The sequence below is a fragment of the Luteibacter sp. HA06 genome (genome assembly GCF_054061215.1).
In genome coordinates this window covers 1,821,588-1,843,230 of sequence record NZ_JBSSDZ010000001.1, presented here as the reverse complement: position 1 = coordinate 1,843,230, position 21,643 = coordinate 1,821,588, and the positions used below count along the sequence as shown (strand labels likewise).

Genomic DNA, 21,643 nt, shown 5'->3' with positions numbered 1-21,643 from the left:
CAGCTGACGCGAGTTACAGCGTACGGGGCACTTCGATGCGCTCGAAGCACTCGATCTGGTCGCCGACCTTGACGTCGTTGTACTGCTTGACGGCGATACCGCATTCCATGCCGTTACGGACCTCGTCGACGAGCTCCTTGAAGCGGCGCAGCGACTCGAGTTCGCCCTGGAACACGACCACGTTGTCACGCAGCACGCGGATCGGCTTGCTGCGCTTGACGTTGCCTTCGATGACCATGCAGCCCGCGACCGCGCCGAACTTCGACGAACGGAACACGTCACGAACCTGCGCGACACCGATGATCTCTTCGCGGATCTCCATGCCCAGCAGGCCGGTAGCTGCCTGCGTGACCTGATCGATCACGTCATAGATGATCGAGAAGTAACGGACATCGAGGCCGTTCGTGTCGATCACCTTGCGTGCCGAAGCGTCGGCGCGGACGTTGAAGCCGATGATCAGGGCCTTCGAGGCCGTGGCCAGCGTGGCCTCGGACTCGGTGATGCCACCGACGCCGGAAGCGATCACGTTCACCTTGACCAGGTCGTTGCCGATCTGGGTAAGCGAATCGCGCAGTGCCTCGACCGAACCCTGCACATCCGCCTTGACGAGGATGTTGAGGGTCTGCTGGCCCTGGCCCTGGCCCATCTGGGCGATGATGTCTTCCAGACGGTTCGACTTGCTGACCAGGCGGGTTTCGCGACGCTTGAGCAAACGCTCGGCCGCCACTTCACGGGCCAGGCGTTCGTCCTTCACGGCGACGAAGTCGTCACCCGATTCCGGCACGCCGGACAGACCCAGCACCTGCACCGGAATCGACGGGCCGGCTTCATTGACCTGCTTGCCGGTTTCGTCGACCAGGGCGCGCATGCGGCCGTACTCGACACCGCAGACAACAAAGTCGCCCTTCTTCAGCGTGCCCTGCTGGACCAGTACCGTGGCCACCGGACCGCGACCGCGGTCGAGGCTGGATTCGATCACGACACCGGAGGCGCGGCCATCGGCCACCGCCTTGAGTTCCATGACTTCGGCCTGGGCCGAGATCGCGTCGAGCAGTGCATCGACGCCATCGCCGGTCTTCGCCGAGAGCGGCACGAACGGCGTTTCGCCGCCCCACTCTTCAGGGATGACTTCGAGGAGGCCGAGACCCTGCTTCACGTTGTCCGGGTTGGCGCCGGCCTTGTCCATCTTGTTCAGCGCCACGATCAGCGGCACCTTGGCGGCACGCGCATGCTTCACGGCTTCGATCGTCTGCGGCATGACACCGTCATCCGCTGCGACCACGAGCACCACGATATCCGTGGACTGCGCACCGCGGGCACGCATGGACGTAAACGCCGCATGGCCCGGGGTATCGAGGAAGGTGATGACACCGCGGCTGGTTTCGACGTGGTACGCGCCGATGTGCTGCGTGATGCCACCGGCTTCGCCCGAGGCGACCTTGGTGCGGCGGATGTAATCCAGCAGCGAGGTCTTGCCATGGTCGACGTGACCCATGATCGTGACCACCGGCGGACGCGTGACCTTCTCGCCCTCGAGTTCGGCGGTCTGCGTCTGCGTCTGCAGCGCGGCTTCCGCGTCGTTCTCGGTGGCGCGAACCGGGTTGTGCCCGAGCTCCTCGACAACCAGTGCAGCGGTGTCGTGGTCGATGGTCTGGTTGATGGTCGCCATCACGCCCATCTTGAACAGCGCCTTGACCACCTCGGCACCCTTCACGGCCATCTTCTGGGCGAGATCGGTGACGAGGTTGTTGTCGCCGATCACGACATCACGGACGACAGCAGCCGTCGGACGCGTGAAGCCGTGCGGGCCACCGGACGAAGCACCGCCGCGCGGGGTTTCGCGACCGCGGACCTTGCTGCCGCCACGACGATTTGCACTCGAGCGGCGCGCGCGATCGGCGTCGGACAGGTGCATTTCCCCACCGCCAAAACGCTTGCCGCCGGAGTCACGGTCGTTGCTGCGGCCGGGGCCGCCGCTGTTACCACCGCCACCGCCACCACCGTGCTTCGGACGCGCGTTGCCGCGCGAATCGTTAGCGGCTGCGACCGAACCGGGGGCCGGACGCGGTGCGGGGGAAGGAGCCGCCGCGCGCGGGGCCGGTGCGGGCGCCGGAGCTGCCACGACCGGCGGCGGAGCCGGGGCCGGGGCCGGAGCGGGAACCGGCTTGGGAATGACACGCTCACGCTTGCGCGGCTCATGGATGGTCGGCGTGATCATGCCGAGCCTGCGCGTATCGAGCTTGCCTGTCTGGTGGGTCACACCATTCTCGTCAGTGAACGACGTGGTCACCGGGGCGGCCGGAGCAGCCGGAGCGGCAACGGGCGTCGGCGCAGCCTTCGCATCGGCGGATGCCGGCGATGACTGGGCCGCTGCCTGTGCTGCTTCTGCGCGCGCACGCTCGGCGGCCTGCTCGGCCTCCGCGCGGCGGCGTGCCTCGGCGGCAGCCTCTTCCTGGCGACGCGCTTCGGCCTCGGCAGCCTGACGCGCTTCTTCCGCGTGGCGACGCTCGGCTTCTTCACGGCGCTGTGCCTCGTCGGTCTCACGCTGGGCGTGCGACTCGGCGAGCTTGCGCGCGGCGTCTTCACGCTCCGGATCATGCGCGGCGTCTTCGGCGATCGTGCTGCGCTTGACGTAAGTACGCTTGGTGCGGACTTCGACGTTGACCGTCTTAGCCGCACCAGCGCCACGACCCGTGCCCGAGCTCACCTTCAGCTCGCCGACAGTGCGGCGCTTGAGGGTGATCTGGCGTGGGGCCGTTTCATCCGTTTCGGGAGCGGCGTCGTTCTTGCCGTGCGTGCGACGCAGGAATCCGAGCAGTTTCACCTTTTCGGTGCTGCTGATGACCTGCTCCGCATCGGAGAATTTCATGCCGGCTTCGCCAAGCTGCCCAAGCAGCTTGTCGACCGGGAGGCCCAATTGATGGGCGAGTTGTTTGATTGTGACGTCCGACATCGTTCTTTATTCTCCGCCGTTCCCGCGCGTAACCTTACGTGCCGACGATGACCCGTACGGCTGCCTCCATCCATGGCGGGAGACCTCATGGCCTCCCTCGAGGCGTCCGTCCAGGACGCTTCCGGTCTCGCGCTTAACCACCCTTTTCCAGGCGGGCGATCATCGGAGCACGCGCAGCCATGATCAGCTGCGAAGCGCGTTCCTCTGTCATGCCATCGATATCGATGAGTTCGTCGACGGCAAGGTCACCCAGGTCGTCCAGCGTCTTCACACCACGATCCGCCAGCGCGAAGGCGGTCGCATCGTCCATGCCGTCCAGACCGAGCAGTTCCTCGGAAGGCGGATTTTCTTCCACACCTTCCTCGGCAGCCAGTGCTTCGGTCAGCAGGGCGTCGCGGGCGCGAGCACGGAGTTCCTCGACGATGTCTTCGTCGAAGCCTTCCACGTTGAGCAGCTCGGCGCTCGGTACGTAAGCAATTTCTTCGATGGACGAGAAGCCTTCCTGCACCAGGATGCCGGCGATCTCTTCGTCCACTTCGAGTTTGTCCTGGAACAGCTGCAGGGCGGCGGCCTGTTCGGCCTCGCTCTTGGCCGTGACCTGGTCCTGCGTCATCACGTTGAGCTGCCAGCCGGTGAGCTTGCTGGCAAGGCGCACGTTCTGGCCACCGCGACCGATCGCCTGGGACAGTTTGTCCTCGGCAACGGCGATGTCCATGGAGTGCTTCTCTTCGTCCATGATGATCGACTGCACTTCGGCCGGCGCCATCGCATTGATGACGTACTGGGCCTGGTTCTCGTGCCACAGGATGATGTCGACGCGCTCGCCATTGAGCTCGTTGGACACGGCCTGCACGCGCGAACCACGCATGCCGATGCACGCGCCGATGGGATCGGTGCGGCTGTCGTGCGCGACCACGGCGATCTTGGCGCGATCGCCCGGATCACGTGCGCAGCCCTTGATCTCGACCAGGCCCTGGCCGACTTCCGGCACTTCGAGCTTGAACAGTTCGATCATGAATTCCGGCGCGCTGCGCGAAACGAACAGCTGCGGACCACGGATTTCCGATTTCACTTCGTACAGGTAACCGCGAACGCGGTCGCCGACACGGGCCGATTCACGAGGAATCGTCTTGTCGCGCGGGATGAAAGCTTCGGCATTGCTGCCCAGATCGAGGTAGACGTTGCCGCGCTCGACACGCTTGACGATACCGGTGACGAGTTCGCCGACGCGATCGACAAAGGCGTCGACCACCTGCTGACGCTCGGCCTCGCGAACGCGCTGCACGATGACCTGCTTCGCGGCCTGCGCAGCAATGCGGCCAAACTCGGCGTTCTCGACCTGGTGCTCGATGGCACCGCCGATCTCGGCCACTTCGCCTTCACCGGCTTCGTCTTCGGCGTCCATGAGACGGATCTGGTAGGACGGATCCTCCATCTCGACGTCATCGGCGACGATCTCCCAGCGACGGAAGGTTTCGTAATCACCCGTGTTGCGATCGATCTCGACACGGATGTCCGGATCCTCATCGGGGTAGCGCTTCTTGGCGGCCGAGGCCAGCGCCGCTTCCATGGCGTCAAAAATGACTTCGCGCGGTACGCCCTTTTCGTTGGCGACCGCGTCGACTACCAGCAAAAGTTCTTTGCTCATTGCCGCTACTCCCGTAAGGATGCCCCGCGGCACCCCGTCGTTTCGTTATTTGGGTTTCTTTCCGCCCAACGAGGGCTTGGGCTGCGGCGCGTAGCCGAGAGCCACCCAGTCGGGAACCACGCGGGCGCTTTCGACGTCCGCATGCTCGAATTCGAATCGGCCAGCCTCGCCCTCAACCACAATGTGCTCGCCATTTACTTCAATGACGTTGCCTTTGAGGCGCCGACGACCCTCGATCGGGGCCTTCAGCAGCACTTTGACTTCCTGGCCGCTCACGCGAGCGAACTGCTCCGCCGTGAACAGGGGGCGGTCGATGCCGGGTGAGGAGACTTCTAATACATAGTTGCCAGGGATGGGATCTTCAACGTCCAGGTAGGCCGAGAACTCGCGGCTCGCGGCCTCGCAATCCTCGACCGTGACTTCCACCGGAAGCTCTGCTGCCTCGCGACGTTCGCGCTCGGCGCCGAGCACTTCCAGGTAGACGCGCAGCGTCTGCTGACCGTCGGACGGTGCGAAATCCATGCCCAGCACTTCAAGGCCAAGCTCGGCCACGATGTCTGAAAGGCGTTGTGTAAGTGCGTTGGTATCCACGTTACCTGCGGTTTTTCCATTCGCCAGAAACAAAAAAAGGGCGCGAGCGGCCCATTCCATTACGTCGCCGATGTATCCGACACTCTCCTTCAGCGCCCTCCGCGATGCCCTGACGGCGCTCACAGTGTGTCGCAGGGCACCTCCGTGCGCCCAACAAAAAAGCCTCACGAGGAGGCTTTCTTGTAAAAAGAAAGTTCCTGAAGCACCCACTGGGTGTAAGGCCTAAACCGGGGCCCAACGGCGCTTAAGATTCACCAAGTCTATCGTATTTTTATGTCTTCGTGCAAGGTGGACGGTCCCGTCCTAGAATGGCCCAGGGGCGAATCCGGGGGACGGGATGGATGGCACGGCGAATCTCGACGTCCACACGCTAGGCATCATCGGCCTGGCCGTGGGCGCGACCATTGCACTGAGCTTCACCCTGCTCAGCATGGTGCTGCGGGGGATGCTTGCCCTGCACATCTGGGCCGGCGCGTTCTGGCTGCTCACTCTGGCGGGCCTGGCCGAGGGATACGACGAAAACGGAACCTTTCTCTCGGCTATCGTCGGGAGCGTCCTGATAGCCGCCGCCAATGGCGCGATGTTAGGTGGCATCGCCATCCACATTAAATATCCGCTGCGCTGGCGCTGGCCTGCCCTTCTGATCGCCGCCTTCCTGGCCGTCCAGGTCGCCTTCTTCATCGCGCCGCCACCGCAGGCGGTCGAGGCGACCGTGTTCGGCGTGAAAAGCATCATCTGGGATGCCTGGATGATCTGGCTGCTGTTGTTCCGCGCGCCGCGGGAGCTGAAGACGGGCTGTGCCTTTACCGCGCTGGTCTTCGTGATCGACACCTTCTTCTATCTCGCACGCGCCGCCATCTCACTGCACCCTGAGATGGATTCGCACCAGGTGCTCGCTTCGATTCTGACGACATCGAATTACCTGTTCGGCATCCTCTGCACCTTCCTGCTGAGCACCGGCTTCACTCTGATGCTGGCCCAGCGTCTGGTCCACGATCTCCGCTGCGCCGCCGAGATCGACGGCCTGACGGGCCTCCTTAACCGTACCGCCGTGGTCCGGGAGTCCAACCGCCGGCTGGCGACGACACGGGGCCGCAGCAATTCCGCCCTGCTCTTCGACCTGGACAACTTCAAGGCGGTGAACGACTCCTGGGGCCATGCCGGGGGCGACGCCGTGCTCAAGCACTTTGCCGAGACCGTCCGCGCCAGCGGCATCCCGGAGCACGCGCTGTTCTCCCGCTACGGCGGCGAGGAATTCCTGATCCTGCTGCCAGGCGCGTCGCCGAACACGGCAAGCAGCCTGGCCGAAAGCCTGCGCACCCGGATAGAAAGCGCTCCGGCACCGTTCTCCGGCAGCGCGATCGCCTTCACGACCAGTGTCGGGGTCTGCACCTCGACCAATACCGAGATCCATGTGCTCATCCAGGGTGCGGACGAGGCGCTGTACCGGGCGAAGAATGCGGGGCGGAACCGGGTCGAGGTGGCTTGAGGCTCAGGCGGCGCGGGGGCGGATGGCTTTGAGAGCATTCCCGATCGTCCGCTCCGCGCACTCCAGCTCGTAATTCTGCTGCAGGTTGAGCCAGCCACGTGCATCGCCGCCAAAGTAGCGGGCCAGCCGCAGCGCCGTGTCGGCCGTGACGCCGCGTCGTTCATTCGCGATCTCGTTGACACGCGCTGCGGTCACGCCGAGGGCGATGGCGAGCGCGTTGCTCGACAGTCCGTAAGGGCGCATGTACTCCTCGCGGAGGATTTCGCCGGGATGGACGGGAGGGAGTCGTTTTGCCATGACGCTTACCTTAATGATAGTCAACGATTTCAACGCCGCACGCGCCTTCGCCGGACCAACGAAAAAAATCCTGTATTGGTCATTGACCCGGATGCTGTATTGGCCAAATCGGTCACCCTGCAACGCTTCCAGGCGATTGCCAGGCGGTGCCCGGAGAAACCCGAGACTGGGGGCCGAATGCAACTGAGCAAGCTTGCGCCTGATGACGGACTCGATACGGACGAATCGCCGCACCCGATATCCTTTAAAGAGCGCTTCGGCCTCTCGGTGTGCGAACGAAACAATCATAAATCGCTACTTATCTTTTGTCGATAAGCGATCATGCGCGACGTTGTCAGGACGTGCAGTCAGTGCGTGGAGCGGATTGCTGACCGTCCGGCCTCCACTGACGTAGGCATCGCCCACGCGGCACGCAACCTCCTTGCCGCAGGCAGGCGACTTATCAGGTAAAGCGGACGTCGCCGATCCAGTTTGCTGCGCGTCGCGCCAGCCTTGTCGACTCCTGCTCGCCGTCGAAGCTGACCTCAGCTCGCAAGAGGCGAGAGCTGTCGACGTTATCGAACGTATTGACGTTGACTACCGCGTACAACGTTCCTTCGATCAGACTCGTACAACAGACGACTACGCCGCAATGCGCACATACCAGGAAGTCGGCGGTTTTCGTGCCAAAGGCGTAGTTGGTAACTAGCCGAATGTCTTTTACACGCACGCTGAACGTAGCAGACGCATTTGCCGTCCACACGGCTCCGTGCTTCTGGCAGAAAGTGCATGTGCAAGCCCTGGCGGCAATCGTGTCGGCATGCCCGGGCCAGACGAGGTTGAAAGTAACGTTGCCGCAATGGCAGCTACCTTGAATCAACATGCATCGCGCTCCTGGTCGGCGGCCACAACGGAAGAATGGCAAGAACGCGCCAGCCATCCGCGCCCTTCTCCATCACGTGTACGTCCTTGCACAGGTACTCCACCGGCCCATGAAGCGAGCCATGGATAAACCAGCGTGATATGTGCGCCAAGGCCACGCCGCGCGGAGGGGTCCAGGCGCGCCCTCATCTCGCCGACCAGCGGCTCGGCCTGGGGCACCATCAGTGCGAGCAACGTACGACTCATGGAACGAGGATACCCCGACGCGCCATACTTGGCCGATGGAAGACGATGCCCCCTACCCTCGTTTCGCCTCGCGCGGCAAGGCCTACGTCTATGTGTTGCCCTGCCGCGACGAGGACCTGTTGAAGGTTGGATTTTCGCGTGACCCGTTCACACGATTCAGCACCCTGCACCGCCGGTTCTTCGACTTCTTCGATCTGGAACGGGGGTTTCTCCTCGATGCAGAGCGCGTCGCCGATGCGCGACGCATCGAACGCCGCCTGATAGAAGCATTCCCCGATCAGCGCGCAATGGCACCGCTTGTCGTGCCCGTATCCGCGGCGGGACACACGGAGTGGTACCGGGGAGTGCATGCAGAGGTCGCAACTCTGCTCGAGGACATCGCCCGCACCGAGGGATACAACCTGAGCCGGAGCCTGAAGCCTTGGCTACGCGATTACCTCGAGGCCCGCGTCGACCGCCTGCATGACTGGTCGGCGCGGATCGTTGAGACGCTCGATTGGGCGACCCATAACGCGCCGGACGACCCCAACGCCAAACGGCTGCAACGCGCCCTGCTCGACACGCTGGACATGTTCGTCGCCGCCGGCGTGATGATCGAATCGCGGCTGCCCTCTCACGTGGTCGACTGGTACGCGAACGGCGAGCACCGCCGCCTGTTCGGCTAGGCGACTTGATCGTGGAGCGATCAGCCGGGCATCTCTCGCGACCTGCTAGGCGGCCCGGCGTGGAGCCTTCCCCACGCCCTGCGCAGCTGGCGAGCGGAGCCGAAGCCGGACCGCTCCGCCACCGCCTCCATGTCCAGTCGTGACCCCGCCAGCAACTCGCTGGCCAGGGCCACCCTCATCCGGTTTACGAAGTCCGTGACGCTCATTCCCGCGTGCTCATTGAACAACCGGGAAAGATTTCGCGGACTGGTGGCAGCTTCCTTTGCCAGCGCCGGCACCGTCCATTCGCGCGCCGGATCACCGGCAACAGCATCCTGCGCGCGGTGAATCGATGGATGCATGTGGTTGCGCCCTTCCAGCCAGGGCGATAGCTGCGGATCGCCTCCCGCGCGACGCAGGTAAACCACCAGGTACCGCGCGACAGCCAGCGCACAACCAGGCCCCACCTCCCCAGCGACGACGTGCAGCATCAGGTCGATACCCGCCGTGATACCCGCGCTGGTCATCCGCTCGCCGTCCACGACGTAGAGGCGGTTTTCCCGCACGCGAGCCGCCGGCGCGTCGTGCGCGAGCTCGACCGTGCAACCGTGGTGCGTCGTGCATTCAAAGCCATCGAGCAAGCCGGCGCGACCCGCCAGCAGTGCGCCGGAGCAGATCGTGGCCAGACGAATGCCCGGCCGGACGACGCGCCGGAGCCAGTTCACGATCACTGTTTCATAGGCATCGTTCTGCGCCGCAGTCGTCACCGGCTCGCCTAGCGGAATATCGGCGTGACCGGGAACGACCAGCATCGCGCCATCCGGTAGTCGCGGCGGCAAAGGCGCGATGCCGGTCACGGCAAGACCGATCGAGCTGCCAAGCTTGCGTGCCGGACCGACAAAATGAACGTCGAACCGCACGTCATCCTGCTCGAGGTTCGCCTTGCGCAGCACCTCGATCGGCCCCGCCACGTCGAGCAGCAGCACACGAGGTGGCAGCACGACAAAGACGGGAACGATGCGAGGCGCTGCGATTTTCATCATGCGGCCTTGCGGAGCGCGCCGGCGAGCGCCTCGTCGACGGTCGCGATACGTGCGAAGCGGTCTTCCAGTACCAGCTCGGTGCGCGCACGGATCTCGACGGCACTCCACTCGCGACCGCGCCGATCCGTCATGGGGAACGTCAACGTCGCTTCGCCGACATAGTCCACCTCATACCCGAGATCCGACGCATGACGGGTCGTGGTCTCGCAGCACTGCTCGGTGCGGATGCCGGAGACGATGAGGCGCCGGATGCCATGCTCCACCAACCAGACATCCAGGCCGGAACCAACAAGCGCGCTGTGCCGCTGCTTGCGAAAGGTCACCGCGGGCTCGATGCGCAGCGGTGCGAGGGTCGTCACGAAGCCCGATGCTTCGGAGAAGGGACCACTCTCCTCAACGTGAAATATGCGGATGACCGGGATGCCAGCCTTTGTCGCGCCATCGATCAGGGCCTGCTGGCGTTCAACATAGTGGCCCACACCCTCGTCGCGCCAGTACGGGCGGTGCCGGAAGGACTCCTGGGCATCGATGACGATCAGTGCGGTATCGGAAGCGGTCATGGCGAACATCCTCTGAGTGGAATGGATCGCATTTTCCGCTTCTGGTTGCAAGGGGCAGAGGCCTGGGGCGGACGCAGGACGGACAATTCACGCCATGGGGGTAGGAGCTCGCCGATGAATCGGCTCCCACAAAAGAAAAAAGAAAGGCGCCCTTCTGGAAAGAGGGGCGCCTGTAGTTAACACCTGGACGGGATCAGTTGGTCCAGGTCGCCTTTAGCGAAACGCCCGAGAATGCGGCGTAGCCGTTAAGCATCACGTAGTAGGTGCCGGTCGACGGGGTTGTGAACGAGCAGGTCTCCGCGTTGCCGGTTACGTAGGGGCGGCAGTCATAAGTGGACGTCGTCGGTGCCGAGCCAAACTTCACGTAGAGATCCGCATCGCCCGAACCACCCGAGATGACAATCTTCAGGTTCTTCGCGCCCGACGGAACCGCCACGGTGTAGTTGAGCTTAGCGTTCTTCGCGGCCGAGAGACCAGTCGCCGCCACACCGTTTTGCAGCGTGTTGCCGCCGCCACCGCCGGACGAAGTGACCGTTACCGACGAACTCTTGGCGTTGGTGGCGCCAGAGTTATCGGTCACCGTCTCGCTGACCGTATACGTGCCTGCGGCCGTGTACGTATGGCTCGGGCTCGCGGCCGTCGACGTGGCGCCGTCGCCGAAGCTCCAGGCATGCGACGCGATGCTGCCGTCGCTATCCGTCGAGCTGTCGGTGAAGGTGGCCGTGAGGCCGCTGGTCACGACGCTGAAGTTCGCCACCGGCGGAACATTCGTGCCACCGCCGCCACCCGTAACCCAGTTCGCCTGGGCATAGGTGTTGAGCTTGCCGATGTCGAAGCTGCCGAAGCCGGTGGCTTCGTCGAAGCCTGTTGCCGCGGTGTAGCCGTGGTTCTGGTATCCGTTGTTACCCGAGGTCACGTCATGCAGCAACGAGGTCTGCGTGGGGAACGCGCCGTAGAACTTCGACGCCGGAAAACCGATGGCGTTGTTGGCGGCCGATTCGATACGCGCAAACGCGCCCACGAACAACGGCGATGCGAGGCTCGTACCGCCGACCTGCTCGGTCTGCCCGTCGATGATGATCAACGCGCCTGACGCGGACGCCGCATCAAACGAGAGATCCGGACCGACACGCTTGGTCGAGCTGGAGACCACCGACTGCCACGAGGGCGCTGTCTCGTAGAGACTGGTGCCGCCACCCGTCGCCCATAGGCGCTGGTTGTTGTCCCCCTGGCTCGGCGCGATGGCCGACAGGCCTTCATTCCATACCGTTTCACCGGACCACGTCGTGCCGCTGGTGGAGAGCTGCGTGCCGCCCACCTGGATGACGTACGGCGAGCTCGCCGGTTCGCTGACCGAGTAGTGAGTCAGGTCGATCTTCACCGTGCCCGCGGAGTTGGCGACGTATCCGGGCGAGCCGGAGGTGGGATCGGTCGACCACTGGTAGACACCCGCATCACCCGAGGCGATCGAGAAGGTCTGGCCCTGGGCCACGGCCTGCTGGAAGATCGCATCGTCCGCGGCCTGCGTACCGGACTCTTCGGCAGCCGTCTCGTCTTCGCCGAGCGACACGTTGATCAGCTTGGCGATATTGTCGGTGACGGCCTTGTTATAGGTCGCCGTGATGCCCGCATCCGTGATGCCCGTGGAGCTCGAGTTACCGTTGGGCGAGGTGTAGAAGATCAGCTGTTTGACACCGCCGGAAATGCCGACGATGTCCTGGCTGTCGAGCGACCATTCGCCGTTGGAGTCGTCGTCGTTGGCGAAGGTACCGCTGCCGACCTTGGTGATGGTCGCGTTGACCGTGGCCATCCCGGCGCCCGAGGTGAAGGTGTTGAGGTCGGTCACGGTCTGGGTGATCGAACCCCACGTGATGATGCCGACCGCCGTCTTGGTCGCCGCCGGCACGCCGCTGGCGCCGTAAATAGCGGCGAAGTCCTGCGGGTGATGCGCCGCGACGGCAGCCGCGGCCTGCGTGCTCGATGCCGGCCCGGGAACCGTGATGTTTTCCGGATGGTAGACATGATGCAGCGTGTGCTTGACCGAGACGTTCTGCAGGCCGAGCACGGAGCCGACGGAGTCACCCAGTGCTGCCGGAACGAGGGCCGGCGTGTCATTGGCGAAGAACTCGCGACCGTTCGAGGTGAAGCGCTTGATCGACGTATGGAAGCCCGTCGTCGCTGCACCGGCGTTTCCGTCGGCGGAGATCAACAGGTTGTTCGGAGCCACATCGATATTGCTGAAACCGGCTTGTTTCAGGTGTGCGACGACCGCATGGACCTGCGCCTGCGTCGGACCGAACTGCGCCTTGAACTGGTCAGGCGAGAGGAATTTCCCGTACTGCGCGTTACCAGGTGTGGTCACGCCGGCAAGGAAGGTCTGCAACTGGTCGGGATTACGCAGCTTGAGGCTGACCACGACGTGTAGTGGATGATCGGCTTCAAGCGCCGTGACGGCGGCGCCCTGGATCTGCGGCGAGCCGGTCATGTTCAGCGCGTAGCCACTGGCTACGGGGGTGGCCGCCGTCGAACTGGCGGCAAGTGCTTGCGGAGCAGCGACAGGGAGCATCGCAGCCTTGGTGTGCGTGGAAACCCACGCATCCTCGGCGTGCGAGGAAAGCGAGGTCATCGCCAGCGCAATCGCGACTGTCAATGCCGTCTTCTGAATCTTCATGTGTGATCCTTCGTTAGCCCGTATTTGCTTCCGCCAAGGCGGAAGCCCTGACACGCTGGCGATCTGGCTAAAGCGGCACCTTCCCCGCCGGTCCCTCGTCTCCCTGCCCGTGCTACGCAAAGCGCAGGAAATCACGAACTCCCCACCATTCCGCTTTCTGCCCCCCTGTTTCACCACCAGCCATGCGACTCGAATCTTTCATCGGGCTTTCCCCTCGCCTGCCGGACGGGCATTTGAGAGAGGGGCGTGACGGGGACCGCAAAAACACACTCGGTGTTTTTTTAAAAAAGACGCCTTTCGACAATCCAGGCCAATCGGTCGTCACTAACGCGTTCGCATCTTCTTGCGTTTTTGCCGTTACGGAATGACCTATGGCATTGGCCTGTGACCAGACGGGCGGTGAGGATGGATCCCTGACCAGGGGAAATCGGCATGCGCAACATCGCTCTGCTCGCTTCGTTGTGGCTGGTTTCCGCCGGCGTCGGCGCTACCGACAAGCCACTGGACCCAGCCGTCATCGACAGGACATTCCAGCGCCTGGGCAAAGCACTGGTCCAGGCAGGAAAGACGGATGCGCTGTCCATCGCCGTGGTCGATCACGGCCGGGTGCGCTTCTACAACTTCGGCTTCACCTCACCCGACGCATCCCGTCCGCCGACAGATGAGTCGGTTTATGAAATCGGCTCGATCTCAAAGGTGTTCACCTCGTTGCTGCTCGCCCATGCCATCGTCGACGGCAAGGCCAGGCCAACCGACGATCTGCGCAGCTACCTGCCAACCCCCTACCCCAATATTCAACGGGAGGGCGTACCGGTAACCCTCGTCGATCTGGCGGATACCACCTCGGCATTGCCCGACAATCTCCCCGACTTCGCAAAGCTCGCGACCACAACGACGCCTGAAAATCTTCCCTTCGCGGCGACCAGGCAACTCGCCGCATACGACCGTGCGCAGCTTTTTGAGGACCTGAAGACGGCATCGCTGTCGAGCCGCCCCGGCACCCTTCCAAAGCACTCCAACCTCGCGTCCGTGCTTCTCGCCATAGCAGTCGAGAAAGCCTATGGGCAGGACTTCAACACGCTGCTCGCCCGCTTCATCGAGAAACCTTTCGGCATGCAGGCCGGCACCGGTAGCAGCCGCTCGAACGAATTCATCGTGGGCTATACCTCCGGGCACGTCGCGATGCCTGCACTCGATGCGCCCTATATCGTGACGGCGGGAGGCCTGCGTTATAGCGCCCGGGATATGTCGCAGTTCCTCGTTGCCGAACTGGCGGGAAAAGACCCGGCCATGCGCCTGAGCCAGCAGCTAGCCTGGGGCGACATCGACGAAGACGCCACCGCCTTCAACTGGAAGCTCGACCGCACGATCGACGACAAGCGCCGGCTCCGCACGTCCGGGGGAACCTTCGGGTTCTCCAGCTACATCGAGTTCTACCCCGACCTCGACTATGGCGTGGTCATGCTTTCCAATCGCCCGGGGCAGACGCAGGTTGACCTCCAGACGCTCGCTGAGGACGCACTCGTCGACATGCGTGGCAAGCCCGCGTCGCAAGCCGCACTCGAAGATGCACTCGAGCGAGCGGACTTCAATCACCCCGCCGATATCATTGCGAGCGTAAAGAAGACCTACCCGAAGATGGTTCTTCGGGAAGACCGCATCAACCGGTGGGCCTACTCACTGCTGAGGTCGGGCAAGACCGGGCAGGCGATCGGCATGTTCCTCTACAACACCGATCGCCACCCACGAAGCTGGAATGCCTGGGACAGCCTCGGCGAGGCGTACGAGAAGGCGACGATAAAGGACAAGGCAATCGCCAGTTACCGCCGATCGCTCGAACTCAACCCGACCAACTCACACGCCGCCCAGCAATTGAAGCTCATGACAGGTGCCGAGAACTAAGCACCGCTTTGAGGTAATTCGCAACGAGCACCCTGCCCTCGCAGACATCCATGAACTGGATCGGTGCCAGACCTTCCAGGCCGGACACCGGTGTACGCATCCACCGGCCCAGCCATTCAATGGGATCGGCGACGTTGCTCCCGTCCGCCAACGGCAGGCCACACGCGGTAATGGCGCTGCCAGCCAGCGACGCCAACGCAAGCGGGCCTTCCGATTCCTGTGGGGTGAGACGCTCGTCGTCGGCAACCCGTCGGCGCAGGAGCCCCCGGCTGAGACCGAGATAGAGCGCAAGATTCTGCTCGGGAATGCGCATGTCACGCGCGAGGTGCGCAACGAGCGTTGGCGTAAGTCCGCGCCGAACGCGTTCGATGCGTTCTTCGGTTGCCGCCTGGAACAGGTCGAGATAAATCGCGTACGTATCCGTGACGGCAGATGAAACAGCCATGTCGTGTCGCTCCATGAGGGGTCCGATGCCCACAATGACAGAACGGTTTCGGGCGAACTTGAGAATATCGACCGGAAATCATTTCGCCTCCTCCCAGGCCACCGAATTCGTGTAGGCAGGCACCGACAGACGAACACGCTCGATACCTCTAACTTAACCCGGGTTCCATCCCAATGGCCCTCCCCCGGTTCATTGGCTTTCCGCGGCGCTCCGGCGCCGCTTTTTTTTGGCACGCCCGGGCGATCGTGTCAGGATGGGGCCGGGAACAGCCGCATTCGGGGATGAGGCATGGTCAGTCAGAGGGCAAGTCACTACGCGATGTACGCGCTGCTGGTCGCGGCACTGCCGGTCGTCCATCTGCTTATCCCATCGGCGATTCACGAGCAGACACCTGAGCTCGCCGATTACGCCATGCTTTTTTCCGCCGTGCTCGCGGCCAGCTACACGATGCTCTGCCTGCGCAAGCCAGGCTACGACCGTCGCTACATTGTCTGTCTTGCACTCGGCCTTGGCTGCTGGATCGCCGGCATGTCCTACGCGATCGCGCGTTCGGGCACCGACGAGAACCTCGTTTCCACCTACGTCCTTTTCGTTAGCTACGGCGCGCCACTGCTATATGCAGCCGTCACGACGCAGGACGAACCCTCATCGCATGCGCGGCGCACGGTAGATGGCGTGCTTCTCGTCCTGCTGGTGGTGCTGTGTTACCTGGGTGTCCGCGACCTCACGGACGACAACGGCTTCCTCAAGCCCGAAGACATGGACTGGGTCGTCGTCGCCTTCGATATCGAGAACCTGTTCCTTCTCGGCACCTTCCTCATCCGTTACCTCACGGCTTCCGACGAAGGCGACCATCGGTTCTTCGGCATCGGCACGCTCTTCCTGGCCCTGTACGCACTGTGCGTCGGCATCCACAACCACGATGAGCTCTATCCCGATACGCTTGCCCTGCAGCGCGTCGCGGATGTGCTGCCGACCGTGCCGTTCATGGCTCTGGTCTGCCTGCTGCACGCCAATGCCGCGCCGAAGGCTTTTACGCCGATTCGGCACAAATGGGCTCGCCAGCTCTCGATGAGCCTCGCCCCTGGGTTGCTCCTGGCAGCGATCTTCGCCCTCAGCCTGGGGCTCACCGAGCAACAGGGGATGTTCGGTCGCTGCGTGCTCGCCCTGGCCATGCTCGCCTATGTCGTGCGCGTCACCCAGACCCAGTTCTGGTTCGCACGCACCCGCGACCGACTCGCCGAAGCCTTGTCCACGGTCGAGCGCGTTTCCTTGCTGGACGAACTCACAGGTATACCGAACCGCCGCGCCTTCGATCAGGCCCTGGACGAGCGAACGAAGGAAGCATCGCGCGAGGGACGTTCCCTGAGCGTACTGATGATCGACATCGACCATTTCAAGCGATTCAACGACACGCTTGGCCACCCCGAGGGCGATGTCGCGCTGCGTTCGGTCGCACGTCTGCTCGCGGGCGCCCTGCGCAGGCCTGCTGATTTCATTGCCCGCTACGGTGGCGAAGAATTCGTGGTCATCCTTCCGGGGACCGACCAGGATGGCGCGCAGGTCGTCGCGCGGCGCATGAACCGCGCGGTCTACGATGCGCAACTCGAACACGACAACGGTATCGACAGTCGCGTCACGGTCAGCATCGGTGTTGCCACGCGCTCACCCGAACACGTGCAGGGCGTCGTCATGCATGCGGACCGCGCGCTCTACAGCGCCAAGCATGCGGGGCGGAACCGCTTCGTCGCCGCGACGGCGGATTAAGAGGCGATGTCCCTCGGAAATGTCCCCGCCTTTTTCCGAGCGTAGATAGCGATACCGATGGGCAGGTAGCTCCACAGGTACACCCCATCGGGATAGCCCGAGTAAGCGAGCAGGAAAATCGGAATGAGAGGAACGATCAGCGCGAACGGCCAAAGCATGCCGAGCAACCGGTTCAGGGAAACGACGACGACGAGCACGCCCACGCCCGTGGTCGTCAGGTTGGCTGCCGCAATGGTTTCCCAGGTCATGCGTCCACTCGGTTCTCGACGTCAGGGCATCTCGGGCACGGCGCCGATGCTTTCCAGCATGATCGGATCGGCGTAGTCGCCCGTCTCCGGATTCGCCGCCTGGGCGAAAGCGATCACACCCAGACAGGTCTCGCCCATACGCACGGCCCGACGCCTCGCCTCGGCCTCGGTCTTGAATGACAGGGGCGGCATTGCCTCTGTGCGGCCCCGTTTTCCGGCTTTGAAGCCCTGCACTACGTAGATCGTTTCCATGGTGTCGCCTGGCTGGTAGACACCCATCATGCTCTTTTGCATCCGCATGCGCTGAGACGGCCTCCAGATGCCTCAGAAATAGAGCTTTCGAAGCTTCAGCCGCAGACCTGACGTTGCGAGGTACTGATCCTTACCACGATCAAAGCGTGCGGCAGTTGCACCCGCCATGAAGTCCGCAAACTGAAGGCCCAGGCACAAAAAAAAAGCGCGAACCGTGAGGTTCGCGCTTTTAAGGAATCCTGGTAGCGGGGGTAGGATTCGAACCTACGACCTTCGGGTTATGAGCCCGACGAGCTGCCAGACTGCTCCACCCCGCATCAGAGCCGCCAAGTATACCCACAAATGCTGCATAGGGACAGGACTGGCAGATCTTTCGTCCAGGAGAGTAGGTTCGACTGGCGTCCAAAGCGCAAGAGGAGAATTGCCTTGTACCGCATGCTCATCGGCTGTCTCATGTTCGTCAGCGCTGCCAGTTTCGCTGATGTCCCTCAGCAGGTAGATCGCACCTCACCGCGCACCAGCTTCGCCACGCACAAGACCGCGGACGCGTTCGTCCGATGCGTGGTCGATGCATCACGAAGTGAGTTCCCGGCCAGCCGGGTCGAGTCGAGGAAAAGCGGCCAGATCATCTCTGTGCGCCGCGCGCCTGATGCCGGGGTGGTCGCCGTCATCGACTTCGAAGACGCGAGCGGCGGCGTTGGCATGGTGACGGTGCAGACCGCCTCCCGCGCCCAGCCAGAGCGGGATCCCGCGGCGAAGATTGCCCGTAACTGCCAGTAGTGTTGGGTAAAGAAAAAGGCGCGAACCGTGAGGTTCGCGCCTTTTCTTATAAAGCTGGTAGCGGGGGTAGGATTCGAACCTACGACCTTCGGGTTATGAGCCCGACGAGCTGCCAGACTGCTCCACCCCGCATCAGAGTCGGCAAGTATACGGATGTGGCCAGATTCTTGCAAGCATGCGGAGACGAATTAACGACAAAAAAAGCGCGGACCGAAATCCGCGCCTTTTCATTCTGCCGCTGAAGAACGACTCAGCTTGCGAAGGCCTTCTGGCACCAGGCCAGAAGCGGCGACCAGGTGAAGCCCAGCACCAACAGCGCGAGCGCGTTGATCGAGAGCACCCAGCGAGCCGGCGCGTCGGCCGTGGCGCGAACATCGGTGCCTTCGGTCGGCGCGTCGAAGTACATGACCTTGACCACGCGCAGGTAGTAGTAAAGACCGATGATGGCGGCAACGGCGCCCACCAGGGCCAACCACAGCATGCCTGCGTCCACGGCGGCCTTGAGCACCAGCAGCTTGCCGTAGAAGCCGAACAGCGGCGGCACGCCGGCCAGCGAGAACATGATCAGCAGCATCAGGAAGGCGAACCACGGCGAACGCTGGTTGAGGCCCTTCAGGTCGTCGATCTCTTCGCATTCGAAGCCCGAGCGCGACAGCACGATGATCATGCCGAAGGCCGCAGCGCTGGTCAGCGCGTAGCTCACTGCATAGAACATCGACGCCGAATAGCCTTCCGGACCGGCGTTGACGAAGCCGACGAGCAGGTAACCCATGTGCGAGATGGTCGAATAAGCCAGCAGGCGCTTGAGGTTGGTCTGCACGAGGGCAACAAGGTTACCGATCGCCAGCGAGAGCACCGCGAGCACGGCAAGCATCAGCTGCCACTGCGGCGCGAGGCCGGTCGCACCACCCGCGGCGTCGCCCATGCCCGTCGAGAGCAGACGATAGGCCATGCCGAACGCGGCCAGTTTCTGTGCCGAACCGATGAACACGGTCACCGCGGTCGGCGAGCCCTGGTAGACGTCCGGGATCCACATGTGGAACGGCGCCGCGCCGAGCTTGAAGCCAATACCGGTGATCATGAAGACCAGGCCGAACAGCAGCAGGGTCTTCCACTCGGTACCGACGATGGCAGCATGGATCGTGTGCAGATCGAGGCTATGGGTGGCGCCGTAGACCATGGACATGCCATAGAGCAGCATGCCCGAGGCCAGCGCGCCCAGCACGAAGTACTTGATCGCCGCTTCCGACGACAGGCTCGAATCGCGATTGAGCGCGACCAGGGCGTACGACGACAGCGTAAGCAGTTCGAGGCCGAGGTAGGTGGTCACCAGGCTGCCGGCCGAAACCAGGAACATGATGCCGACCGTGGCGAAGATCGTCAGCGTGTAGAACTCGCCGAACGGAATCGCCCGCTCCTTAAGGTACGGACGCGCGTAGACGAAGATCATCGCGGTGATGACCAGCGAGAACAGCTTCAGCACTTCCGCCACACCGTCGCGGACGAACATGCCGCCGAACGCGGAGACCGGAGAATCCGGCTGGCCACTGACGACGAGATACGCGCCGACCAGCAGGACAAGGATGGAAAGCCAGTGCACCGCGCCCTTCTGGCCCGGCTTCAGGTACGCATCCAGAAGGAGCAGCACACAGGCCGCGACCACGAGATAAATCTCGGGGAGCAGGATCAGGATGTCGTTGATACTCGGCATGGATAGTTCCCGCTCAGACTTTGGTAATGGCCAGTTGCTCGACAATCCGAGCAACCGACGCATCCATCAGGTGGACCAGCGGCTCCGGCCAGATGCCGAAGAGCAGCACACCGGCGGCGAACGCGCTCAGCATGAAGATTTCGCGACCGTTGACGTCTTTCAGTTCCGCGACATGGTGATTCGTTACCTTGCCCCAGAGCACGCGCTTCACCATCCACAGCGTGTATGCAGCGCCGATGATCAGGGTGAACGCGGCGAACAGGGCGATCCACGGGTTGGCACTGAACGCGGCCAGGATGACCATGAACTCGCCGACGAAACCACTCGTGCCCGGCAGGCCGCTATTGGCCATGGCGAACAACACGTAGAACGGGGCGAAGATCGGCATCACGTTGATGACGCCGCCGTAGTCCTTGATCTGACGCGTATGCATGCGGTCGTACAGCACGCCGATGCAGCTGAACATCGCGCCGGAGATGAAGCCGTGCGAAATCATCTGGATCATCGCACCCTGCATGCCCAGGCGGGCTGCATCCGGGTTGTTCGTCTCACGCACCAGGATGAAGGCGATGAAGATGCCCAGGGTGACGAAACCCATGTGCGCGATGGACGAGTACGCCACCAGCTTCTTCATGTCCTGCTGCACAAGGGCGATATAGCCGATGTAGCAGACCGCGATGAGGCTGAGTACGACGATGAGCCACTCGTAATGCTGCGAGGCATCCGGTGCGATCGGCAGGCTGAAACGGATGAAACCGTAGCCACCGATCTTCAGCATCACCGCCGCCAGCACCACGGAACCGCCGGTAGGCGCTTCCACGTGGGCATCCGGCAGCCAGGTATGCACCGGCACCATGGGCACCTTGATGGCGAAGCCCAGCAGGAAGGCGAAGAACAGCCAGCTCTGCTCGGTCAGCGTCAGGTGCACGGCGGCCATGTCGGCAATGGCGAAGCTTCCGCCGGTCTTGTGCCAGAGGTACAGCAGGCCGACCAGCATGAAGATCGAGCCGAAGAACGTGTAGATGAAGAACTTCAGCGTGGCGTAGACGCGACGCGGACCACCCCAGATACCGATGATGATGAACATCGGGATCAGCATGGCTTCGAAGAACACGTAGAACAGCATCGCGTCCGTCGCGCAGAAGACGCCGATCATCGCGCCTTCGAGCAGCAGCATCGCCGCCATGTACTGGTGCGGCTTGTTCTGGATGATCTCCCACGCACCGACGATCACCAGGATCTGGGTGAAGGTGGTGAGGATGATCAGCGCGACCGAGATACCGTCGACGGCGAGCGAGTAGTTGATGCCGAGCGAGGGAATCCAGCTCAACGATTCGTTGAGCTGCATCGTACCCGTGGTGGCGTCATAAGCAGGGATGAGGGCCAGGCTGGCAGCGAAGGTGGCAACCGCGACCAGGAGGGAAATCCAGCGGGCAAGGCCGGGGCGACCGGTCCCGGCGAGCAGCACCGGAATGGCGCCGACGACCGGGAGCCAGATCAGCAGGCTGAGCAAGTGATTCGACATAGAGCTCGTT

Annotated in this window: 18 protein-coding genes, 2 tRNA genes and 1 pseudogene; 5 read left to right on the top strand and 16 right to left on the bottom strand. The window is 63.0% G+C overall.

What is annotated here, in order from left to right:
• Positions 1–13: 13 nt before the first annotated feature.
• The 3 genes from infB to ACVWWJ_RS08465 all read right to left on the bottom strand — a co-directional run bounded on the left by infB (position 14) and on the right by ACVWWJ_RS08465 (position 5,192).
• Positions 14–2,953: a translation initiation factor IF-2 gene (gene infB / locus ACVWWJ_RS08475; RefSeq protein ID WP_456967396.1), complete on the bottom strand. Its 2,940-nt coding sequence runs from the start codon at positions 2,951–2,953 to the stop codon at positions 14–16.
• A gap of 133 nt (positions 2,954–3,086) precedes the next feature.
• Positions 3,087–4,601, bottom strand: a complete 1,515-nt coding sequence (gene nusA, locus ACVWWJ_RS08470; protein WP_159891660.1) for a transcription termination factor NusA — start codon at positions 4,599–4,601, stop codon at positions 3,087–3,089.
• 45 nt (positions 4,602–4,646) lie between these two features.
• A complete protein-coding gene (locus ACVWWJ_RS08465) occupies positions 4,647–5,192 on the bottom strand; it encodes a ribosome maturation factor RimP (RefSeq protein WP_456969683.1) in 546 nt (181 codons plus the stop codon).
• Between the two features lie 337 nt (positions 5,193–5,529).
• On the opposite strand from ACVWWJ_RS08465, the gene ACVWWJ_RS08460 reads away from it, so the two are divergent.
• Positions 5,530–6,681 (top strand): GGDEF domain-containing protein, encoded by a 1,152-nt coding sequence (locus ACVWWJ_RS08460; protein ID WP_456967395.1) that lies wholly within the window; start codon positions 5,530–5,532, stop codon positions 6,679–6,681.
• A 3-nt stretch (positions 6,682–6,684) separates the two neighbouring features.
• Here ACVWWJ_RS08460 and ACVWWJ_RS08455 read toward each other — a convergent pair whose 3' ends face one another.
• The 3 genes and pseudogenes from ACVWWJ_RS08455 to ACVWWJ_RS08445 form a co-directional block, all read right to left on the bottom strand.
• A complete protein-coding gene (locus ACVWWJ_RS08455) occupies positions 6,685–6,978 on the bottom strand; it encodes a HigA family addiction module antitoxin (protein WP_159891656.1) in 294 nt (97 codons plus the stop codon).
• Between the two features lie 120 nt (positions 6,979–7,098).
• Positions 7,099–7,266 (bottom strand): annotated as a pseudogene (locus ACVWWJ_RS08450) (type II toxin-antitoxin system RelE/ParE family toxin); the annotation flags it as partial.
• 154 nt (positions 7,267–7,420) lie between these two features.
• Complete coding sequence (locus ACVWWJ_RS08445) at positions 7,421–7,840, bottom strand: GFA family protein (protein ID WP_456967394.1); 420 nt, start codon at positions 7,838–7,840, stop codon at positions 7,421–7,423.
• Positions 7,841–8,120: 280 nt separating this feature from the next.
• Between ACVWWJ_RS08445 and ACVWWJ_RS08440 the strand changes: the two genes are divergently transcribed.
• Positions 8,121–8,750 (top strand): GIY-YIG nuclease family protein, encoded by a 630-nt coding sequence (locus tag ACVWWJ_RS08440; RefSeq protein ID WP_456967393.1) that lies wholly within the window; start codon positions 8,121–8,123, stop codon positions 8,748–8,750.
• A gap of 20 nt (positions 8,751–8,770) precedes the next feature.
• On the opposite strand, the gene ACVWWJ_RS08435 is transcribed toward ACVWWJ_RS08440, so the two are convergent.
• From ACVWWJ_RS08435 to ACVWWJ_RS08425, 3 genes are all read right to left on the bottom strand, one after another.
• Positions 8,771–9,772 (bottom strand): GlxA family transcriptional regulator, encoded by a 1,002-nt coding sequence (locus ACVWWJ_RS08435; RefSeq protein ID WP_456967392.1) that lies wholly within the window; start codon positions 9,770–9,772, stop codon positions 8,771–8,773.
• The gene (locus ACVWWJ_RS08430; RefSeq protein ID WP_456967391.1) at positions 9,769–10,332 is read right to left on the bottom strand and encodes an isochorismatase family protein; all 564 of its coding nucleotides are present in this window, start codon (positions 10,330–10,332) and stop codon (positions 9,769–9,771) included. The genes ACVWWJ_RS08435 and ACVWWJ_RS08430 overlap by 4 nt, the downstream gene beginning before the upstream one ends.
• Before the next feature lie 193 nt (positions 10,333–10,525).
• The gene (locus ACVWWJ_RS08425) at positions 10,526–13,003 is read right to left on the bottom strand and encodes a protease pro-enzyme activation domain-containing protein (protein ID WP_456967390.1); all 2,478 of its coding nucleotides are present in this window, start codon (positions 13,001–13,003) and stop codon (positions 10,526–10,528) included.
• Between the two features lie 432 nt (positions 13,004–13,435).
• Between ACVWWJ_RS08425 and ACVWWJ_RS08420 the strand changes: the two genes are divergently transcribed.
• Positions 13,436–14,905: a serine hydrolase gene (locus ACVWWJ_RS08420; protein ID WP_456967389.1), complete on the top strand. Its 1,470-nt coding sequence runs from the start codon at positions 13,436–13,438 to the stop codon at positions 14,903–14,905.
• On the opposite strand, the gene ACVWWJ_RS08415 is transcribed toward ACVWWJ_RS08420, so the two are convergent.
• Positions 14,883–15,350 carry an antitoxin Xre/MbcA/ParS toxin-binding domain-containing protein gene (locus ACVWWJ_RS08415; RefSeq protein ID WP_456967388.1) on the bottom strand — a complete coding sequence of 156 codons (468 nt, stop codon included), beginning with the start codon at positions 15,348–15,350 and terminating at the stop codon, positions 14,883–14,885. The two genes, ACVWWJ_RS08420 and ACVWWJ_RS08415, sit on opposite strands and share 23 nt — an antisense overlap.
• Positions 15,351–15,638: 288 nt before the next feature.
• Between ACVWWJ_RS08415 and ACVWWJ_RS08410 the strand changes: the two genes are divergently transcribed.
• A complete protein-coding gene (locus ACVWWJ_RS08410) occupies positions 15,639–17,117 on the top strand; it encodes a diguanylate cyclase (protein ID WP_456967387.1) in 1,479 nt (492 codons plus the stop codon).
• On the opposite strand, the gene ACVWWJ_RS08405 is transcribed toward ACVWWJ_RS08410, so the two are convergent.
• From ACVWWJ_RS08405 to ACVWWJ_RS08395, 3 genes are all read right to left on the bottom strand, one after another.
• A complete protein-coding gene (locus ACVWWJ_RS08405; RefSeq protein WP_456967386.1) occupies positions 17,114–17,365 on the bottom strand; it encodes a hypothetical protein in 252 nt (83 codons plus the stop codon). The genes ACVWWJ_RS08410 and ACVWWJ_RS08405 overlap by 4 nt on opposite strands.
• Positions 17,366–17,386: 21 nt before the next feature.
• On the bottom strand, positions 17,387–17,617 hold the full coding sequence (locus tag ACVWWJ_RS08400; RefSeq protein ID WP_159891634.1) for a hypothetical protein: 231 nt from the start codon (positions 17,615–17,617) through the stop codon (positions 17,387–17,389).
• A gap of 240 nt (positions 17,618–17,857) precedes the next feature.
• Positions 17,858–17,934: transfer RNA gene (locus ACVWWJ_RS08395), tRNA-Met, on the bottom strand.
• A gap of 109 nt (positions 17,935–18,043) precedes the next feature.
• Here ACVWWJ_RS08395 and ACVWWJ_RS08390 point away from each other — a divergent pair.
• The gene (locus ACVWWJ_RS08390; RefSeq protein ID WP_159891632.1) at positions 18,044–18,397 is read left to right on the top strand and encodes a hypothetical protein; all 354 of its coding nucleotides are present in this window, start codon (positions 18,044–18,046) and stop codon (positions 18,395–18,397) included.
• Positions 18,398–18,452: 55 nt separating this feature from the next.
• On the opposite strand, the gene ACVWWJ_RS08385 is transcribed toward ACVWWJ_RS08390, so the two are convergent.
• The 3 genes from ACVWWJ_RS08385 to ACVWWJ_RS08375 all read right to left on the bottom strand — a co-directional run bounded on the left by ACVWWJ_RS08385 (position 18,453) and on the right by ACVWWJ_RS08375 (position 21,633).
• A tRNA-Met gene (locus tag ACVWWJ_RS08385) sits at positions 18,453–18,529 on the bottom strand.
• Between the two features lie 118 nt (positions 18,530–18,647).
• Positions 18,648–20,108, bottom strand: coding sequence for an NADH-quinone oxidoreductase subunit NuoN (nuoN, locus tag ACVWWJ_RS08380; protein WP_159891630.1), 1,461 nt, complete (start codon positions 20,106–20,108; stop codon positions 18,648–18,650).
• Positions 20,109–20,121: 13 nt separating this feature from the next.
• On the bottom strand, positions 20,122–21,633 hold the full coding sequence (locus ACVWWJ_RS08375) for an NADH-quinone oxidoreductase subunit M (protein WP_159891628.1): 1,512 nt from the start codon (positions 21,631–21,633) through the stop codon (positions 20,122–20,124).
• Positions 21,634–21,643 lie beyond the last annotated feature (10 nt).